The organism is Clostridium sp. Cult1 (assembly GCF_021655095.1).
GTDB lineage: Bacteria > Bacillota > Clostridia > Tissierellales > Tepidimicrobiaceae > Schnuerera.
Map to the genome: position 1 here is coordinate 1091454 of NZ_PPXW01000001.1, position 7172 is coordinate 1098625.

Here is a 7172-nt window from a genome sequence, read left to right on the forward strand (position 1 = left end):
AAATTAAGTTTGATAAACTATTAATTAAATTAGAAATAGGAAGTGATATTTTTTTATGCAAATTACAAGAAATGATCTAAGAAATATAGCTATTATTGCTCACGTAGATCATGGGAAAACTACATTAGTAGATAGTATGCTAAAACAAAGTGGAATATTTAGAAAAAATCAAGTAGTAGAAGATAGAGTTATGGACTCTAATGAAATAGAAAGAGAAAGAGGCATTACCATTTTATCTAAAAATACTGCTATCTATTATAAGGATATTAAGATAAATATAGTAGACACCCCAGGTCACGCTGATTTTGGTGGAGAGGTAGAACGAGTTCTTAAGATGGTAAATGGGGTAGTGTTATTAGTAGACGCTTTCGAAGGACCTATGCCTCAAACTAAATTTGTATTAAAGAAGGCTTTTGAGTTGGATTTGCCAGCTGTTGTATGTATAAATAAAATAGACAGACCAGAAGCAAGGCCAGAGGAAGTAATTGATGAAGTATTAGATCTATTCATAGAATTAGGAGCAGGAGAAAAATATTTAGATTCACCTTTCATATTTACTTCTGCTAAGGGTGGAACTGCAACTATAGATTTGAATGAAAAGAAAGATAATATGGAAGACTTATTTGAAACCATAATTAATTATATTCCAGCTCCAAAAGGAGATAGAGATCAACCATTGCAAGTATTGATCTCTACTATAGATTACAATGATTATGTAGGTAGGATTGGCATTGGTAAAATAGAAAGGGGAAAAATAAAAACAAATCAAGAAGCTCTAATGGTGAACCAAGACAGAAAAGATGAGGTAAAAAAAGTAAAGATAACAAATATTTATGAGTTTGAGGGATTAAATAGGGTAGAAGTCGAAGAATCCAAAGTAGGGAGTATAATCGCCGTTACAGGGGTTGAAGGAATCCATATAGGAGATACTATATGCGATATTGAAAATCCAGAACCTTTACCTTTTGTTAAAATATCTGAACCGACTATTGCTATGACATTTTCAGTAAACAATAGCCCCTTTGCAGGTAAGGAAGGGAAATATGTTACTTCAAGACAGATAAGGAATAGGCTATTTAAAGAACTGCAGACAGATGTTAGTCTTAGAGTAGAAGAAACAGATTCTACAGATGCATTTAAAGTTTCGGGCAGAGGTGAATTACACCTATCAGTCCTTATTGAAAATATGAGAAGGGAAGGTTATGAATTCCAAGTTTCAAAACCAGAGGTTCTATATAAATATGAAGATGGTAAAAAATTAGAGCCTATGGAAACAGTAACAATTGATGTGATGGAAGCATATATTGGATCAGTAATAGAAAAATTGGGTATGAGAAAAGGGGAATTAATAAGTATGGCTGAAGCTAATGGAGGATATGCAAGATTAGTATTTTCTATACCTGCCAGAGGCTTAATTGGATATAGAGGGGAATTTATGACAGATACTAAAGGGAATGGTATTCTTAACTCTGTATTTGACAGCTATGGACCTTATAAAGGAGATATACCAACAAGAAAAGAGGGTTCGCTAATTTCTTTTGAAACGGGAGAAGCAACTGCCTACGGTCTATATTCTGCTCAAGATAGGGGAACCCTTTTTATTACTCCAGGAACTAAGGTTTATGAAGGAATGGTTATTGGCTCTAATCCTAAGGGAATGGATATAGAGATAAATGTATGTAAGAAAAAACATCAATCTAATATTAGGGCTTCAGGTTCCGATGAAGCTTTAAGATTATCTCCTCCTAGACAAATGTCTTTAGAAGAAGCATTAGAATTTATAGAAGAAGATGAGCTTATTGAGATAACCCCTACTAATTTTAGAGTAAGGAAAAAAATTCTAGATACTAATAAAAGGTATAAATCTAAAAAATCATAATTTATTATGGTTTTAAATATAAGGTGATTTTATGGAATATATAGTAAATGGATATATGTGGCTTTTAAAAAACATACTATGGTTAAATATTTTATTTGCCATATTATTAGTATTTTTTGAAAGAAGAAATCCTACAACTACCTGGTTATGGCTTATGGTATTAACCTTCCTACCAGGTATTGGATTTTTATTATATCTATTTATTGGGCAAGACATGAGCAAAAAGAAGATGTTTAAAATAAAAGAAGAAGAAGATAGAGGAATTAGAGACAGAGTACTAAGACAAGGACAAAAAATCCATGAAGACGAATATAGGTTTTCTAACCCGAGATTTTTAGACTATGAAGATATAATAAAAATGCATATTTTAACAAGTGAATCTTATTTTTCTCAGGACAATGAAATTGAACTCTATTTTTCAGGAGAAAAAAAATTTAATGCTTTATTAGAAAGTATTAAAAAAGCCAAAAAATATATATATCTAGAATACTATATTATGAAAAGCGACGGAATTGGCACTAAGATAATAGATGAATTGACTAAAAAAGCTAAGGAAGGGGTAGAGGTTAAGGTATTATACGATGGAATGGGAGGTAGAAAATTAAAAAAACATTGTTTTGATGAATTAAAAAAGGCTGGAGGAGAAATAGAAGTATTCTTCCCTCCTTTTGCTCCTTATATTACTCCCAGAATCAACTATAGAAATCATAGAAAGATTTGCATAATAGACGGTGAAGAGGCTTTTGTAGGAGGCTTTAATATTGGTGACGAATATTTAGGGCTTTCAAAGAAGTTTGGCTATTGGAGAGATACCCATATAAAAATAAAAGGAACAGCAGTAGGAGGACTTCAATGGAGGTTTTTTAAAGATTGGCGATTTGCAGCTAAAAAGGATAATGTTCGATGTGAGATAAACCTGCCTCAGAGGAAGAACAAGGGAAGTTCTGGAGTTCAAATAGTAAGCAGTGGACCTGACTCTAAATGGGCAAGTGTGAAAGATGGATATTTTAAGATGATAAATAATGCACAGGAGCGGGTTTATATTCAAACCCCTTATTTTATTCCAGATGATAGTATGTTTGAAGCTTTGAAAGTAGCCGGCCTTTCTGGGATAGATGTAAAGGTTATGATACCTTGTAAACCAGATCATATATTTGTATACTGGGCAGGTCTTTCTTATATAGGAGAACTTCTAGAAGCAGGAGTTAAGTTTTATACTTATGAAAACGGATTTCTCCATAGTAAGACCTTTATAATGGATGATTTTGCAACTTCCATAGGTACTGCAAACTTAGACATTAGGAGTTTTAAACTAAATTTTGAGGTAAATGCTTTTATTTACGATGAAGAAGTAAATATGAAGATGGTAGAACAGTTTAATCTAGATTTAAAGAAATGTAAGGAAATTACTATAGAAGAATACAGTAAAAGATCCAATATAGTTAAATTAAAAGAATCCATTTCAAGACTATTATCACCAATATTGTAACCTGTTAGGATAAAAAATTTATTGCAGGAAACACTATCCTAAGGGGTGGTGAACTTGAGAAAGAAAATATTAATAATTATAATTATAGTAAGTATGATTTTTTCTATATCGTGCATTAATCAATCGGATAAGAAACCTAAAAATATTAATCAAAAAGAAAAAGCTCCAGAAACTTTAACCAAAGTGGTAGATGGGATAGACAAATTAATGACTTCGGTAGATGAAGTAGCTAAGATTGCTGAACTAACGGAATCAGAATTTCAGGCTCAAAAATCTGAAATAGAGGGTAATAAAAAGCCATCTAATGAAAACAAGCAGGAAAACCAACAAAGCAAACAAGGTGAAAGCCAAGATAAAAGTGAAAAAAATGATGAAGAACAGAAAGATAATATAACTAGGGATGAAGAAATTTTTATGAAATGGGAAGAAATTGATAATAGTTTAGAGGATATTCATAGAGACTGGAATAGTTACGAGGTAGAAAGCGTAAAAAAGGGAGCTAATCCAGATCAAGGAAAGGAATTTAAAAAATCATTGAATTCCTTTACAAAGGCAATAGAAAATAGACAAATGGTGGATATTATGGATACTGGAAGTAGAACTGTTAATTCCTTGGCCCCTTTTTTTGATCTTTATAAAGATGAAATAAATGGAGATCTTTCTAGGATAAATTATTCCACTTATCAAGCCTTTTTAAAGGCTAAAGAAGGAGACATAAAAACAGCAGATAAATTGATAAATGAAGCAGCAGAATACTCTGGAAGAATCAGACAAAAATTAGATAAAGATAAGGATAAAGATAAAATAAAGGAATTAGATAAATTGTCCTTAGCAATTTCTGATATGAAGCTAGCGTTAAATGAAAATAGTATAAAGCTATTAGAAATTAAAAGAGATATTACCCTTAAAAATATAAAAGCTTTAAGGGAATAGATGAAATAAGGGGGACTTTTAGATGAAACCTGAGGCAATAAAAAATTGTTTCCTAGTAAATGGTCGAGTGGAATCGACTGCAAATGTAGAAATATTTGAAAGAATAAAAAAGCCGCCTATATATGAAGTAGTAAGAGTAATAAATAAAGTGCCATTATTTTTAGAAGATCATCTAGACAGGATGAGAAAGTCTGCCAATATAGTGGATTACCATATTGAAAGAAAAGATAAGGATATAGAAAAGGATATAAGAGAGCTAATTAACAGAAATGGCATTGAAAATTTAAATGTTAAACTATTATGCACAGATATTGAAGGGATGGGACAGGTATTCTTAGCTTATTTCATAAAAAGTTTTTATCCACCAAAAGAATTCTATAAAGAAGGTATTCACACTATATTATTCCACTACGAAAGAGAGAATCCTAACGCTAAGATTCAGATGGCATCTTTTAGAGAAGAGGTAGCAAGAGAATTAGAAAAAAACAATGCCTTTGAAGCCCTATTGGTAAATAAAGATGGATATATCCCTGAAGGTAGTAGATCCAATATGTTTTTTGTAAAAGGAGATAGAATATATACTGCTCCTAAAGGAGATGTCCTACTAGGTATTACAAGAAAATATATACTCCAAGTATGTGAAGAATTGAATATAAAAATTATTGAAGAAAATATACATATGGGAGATTTGAAAAAATTAGATGGAGTTTTCATGTCAGGCACCTCGGTAAACGTTCTTCCTATCTCAAGTGTAGATGATATAAAATTGGATTCAGTAAATAATAGAATTATAAAAGAAGTCAATAATCTATACGTAAATAAGATGAAGGCATATATAGAAAGTAAAACCTTGTAACTATTATGATATGCTCCCCTTGTAGTAGGCAGTAAAAATAAAAACTGTTTAATACAAGGAGGAGTATTTTTTATTTCTTCTATTGACAAAAAAACAATATTAGTGTACCATATAATTAATACACCAGGACATTAGGACGATGGAGGTGAAAGGATGGATTTTAACGAAAATCTTCCAATATATATTCAGATTATGAATCTATTAAAAAGTAAGATGGTTTCGGGAGAAATTAGTGGAGGTGATAAATTGCCATCAGTAAGAGAATTTTCAAAGGAATTAAAGGTAAACCCCAATACAATCCAAAGGGCATATCAGGAATTAGAGAGAGAAGAATTAGTTTTTACTCAAAGAGGAATGGGTACCTTTGTTACTGAGGATATAGAAATAATTAAAAGGTTGAAAAAGAATATGGCTACAAATGTAGTGAATAATTTTCTAACGGAGATGAAAAAAATAGGATTTAGCTCCAATGAAATAATAGAAATTATATCAGGATGGGTTGAAAAGGAGGAGAGAGAATGAAGAATATTGTAGAAATTAATAGTCTTACTAAGAATTATTTCAATAAAAGAGCCTTGGATAATATAAGCTTAAATATCGAAGAAGGAAAGGTAGTAGGTATATTGGGGCCTAATGGCAGTGGGAAAACCACTTTAATAAAGATACTAACCGGACTTTTAAGGCAAACAAAAGGTGAGGTTCTTATAGATGGACATCAAATAGGGGTATATACTAAATCCATAGTTTCCTATCTACCTGATAGAAACTTTTTATATAATTGGATGACTATAAAGGATGCCTTTGAATTTTATAAAGATTTCTATATGGATTTTGATCAAAAGAAATTTGAAGATTTATTGGATTTTATGAAATTAGAAAAGAGTATGAAAATAACTTCCCTTTCAAAAGGGATGCATGAAAAATTGAATTTAACTCTAGTATTGTCTAGAAATGCTAAACTATATATACTAGATGAACCAATAGCAGGAGTAGATCCAGTAGCAAGAGATCAAATATTAGATGCCATAATAAATAATTACAATGAAAACAGCTCTATGTTAATAACCACTCATCTAGTAAGGGATATGGAAAATATATTCGAAGATGTAGTTTTCTTAAAGGATGGGGAGATAGTACTAACAGGCAATGCAGAAACCTTAAGAGAGGAAAAGGGTAAACAAATAGATGATATCTACAAGGAAATATTTGGAGAATAGGAGGGAAGACATGGGTAGATATATTAAATATGAAATAAGAGGCTCTTATAAGTTTATACTAGGAGTATTGGCTTTAGTTCTAATACTTACAACAGGAATATACGCCTATATATCTAATGCTAGAGAAGGTTCAGCATTAGGGGCGACATTTACAGGTCTATCGGTTTTAGTTATATTTGGAACATTGTTAACAACATTTTTATATATAGTAAATTCTTTTAGAAAGGAATTATACGAGGATAGAGGATATCTAACCTTTACACTGCCTTTGACAGGAAATCAAATATTAGGTGCTAAACTAATAGTAGCTTTTATGTGGTTTGTCCTTTTAGGAGTGGTCATAGCAATATATAACGGTATTATGGTATTAAGTTTTAGTCCGGTTAAAATCAACATTTCTGAACTGTTTTCTATACTAAAAAGTGTGAATATAGCTTATAGGGAATTATTCATTTTTAGTCTAACTGCTATTATTGGTGGGATTAGTACACTAATATTGATATACTTTTCTATGGCTTTAAGTAGAGTTACATTTAGAAATAAAAAAATTGGCGGTTTCTGGTTTGTAATATTCTTGGTACTAAGTGGAATAGTAACCTATGGACAGGTGAAAGTTATTCAATTGCTACCATACTATCTAGATCTAAATACATTTAAAATAGCATCTTCCCATATGCTAAGCTATGGATTTAATATTACCATTAACAATGGTGGCCTTATAATGAATGGGGATTTAGGAGGTACTATACTAAATATTGCAGGATTTATATATAGTATAGTAATAGGAGTTTTGATGTT

Annotated in this window: 7 protein-coding genes; all 7 read left to right on the forward strand. The window is 31.1% G+C overall.

From position 1 onward, the window contains the following. Positions 1 to 55 precede the first annotated feature (55 nt). Positions 56 to 1879: a translational GTPase TypA gene (typA, locus tag C3E89_RS05335; RefSeq protein WP_236911441.1), complete on the forward strand. Its 1824-nt coding sequence runs from the start codon at positions 56 to 58 to the stop codon at positions 1877 to 1879. Between the two features lie 31 nt (positions 1880 to 1910). After that, positions 1911 to 3368, forward strand: coding sequence for a cardiolipin synthase (gene cls, locus C3E89_RS05340; protein ID WP_236911442.1), 1458 nt, complete (start codon positions 1911 to 1913; stop codon positions 3366 to 3368). Positions 3369 to 3422: 54 nt separating this feature from the next. Beyond that, positions 3423 to 4301 carry a hypothetical protein gene (locus tag C3E89_RS05345; RefSeq protein WP_236911443.1) on the forward strand — a complete coding sequence of 293 codons (879 nt, stop codon included), beginning with the start codon at positions 3423 to 3425 and terminating at the stop codon, positions 4299 to 4301. A 22-nt stretch (positions 4302 to 4323) separates the two neighbouring features. After that, on the forward strand, positions 4324 to 5157 hold the full coding sequence (locus C3E89_RS05350; protein WP_236911444.1) for an aminotransferase class IV: 834 nt from the start codon (positions 4324 to 4326) through the stop codon (positions 5155 to 5157). Positions 5158 to 5310: 153 nt separating this feature from the next. Beyond that, the gene (locus C3E89_RS05355) at positions 5311 to 5679 is read left to right on the forward strand and encodes a GntR family transcriptional regulator (protein ID WP_236911445.1); all 369 of its coding nucleotides are present in this window, start codon (positions 5311 to 5313) and stop codon (positions 5677 to 5679) included. Then, a complete protein-coding gene (locus tag C3E89_RS05360; RefSeq protein WP_236911446.1) occupies positions 5676 to 6374 on the forward strand; it encodes an ABC transporter ATP-binding protein in 699 nt (232 codons plus the stop codon). The genes C3E89_RS05355 and C3E89_RS05360 overlap by 4 nt, the downstream gene beginning before the upstream one ends. Before the next feature lie 10 nt (positions 6375 to 6384). Then, positions 6385 to 7172, forward strand: a 788-nt coding sequence (locus C3E89_RS05365; protein WP_236911447.1) for a hypothetical protein, incomplete at its 3' end; no start/stop codon positions are given.

Coding starts and splice junctions, on each gene's coding strand:
- typA (WP_236911441.1), top strand. CDS start 56: ATGCAAATTACAAGAAATGATCTAAGAAATATAGCTATTATTGCTCAC.
- cls (WP_236911442.1), top strand. CDS start 1,911: ATGGAATATATAGTAAATGGATATATGTGGCTTTTAAAAAACATACTA.
- C3E89_RS05350 (WP_236911444.1), top strand. CDS start 4,324: ATGAAACCTGAGGCAATAAAAAATTGTTTCCTAGTAAATGGTCGAGTG.
- C3E89_RS05355 (WP_236911445.1), top strand. CDS start 5,311: ATGGATTTTAACGAAAATCTTCCAATATATATTCAGATTATGAATCTA.
- C3E89_RS05360 (WP_236911446.1), top strand. CDS start 5,676: ATGAAGAATATTGTAGAAATTAATAGTCTTACTAAGAATTATTTCAAT.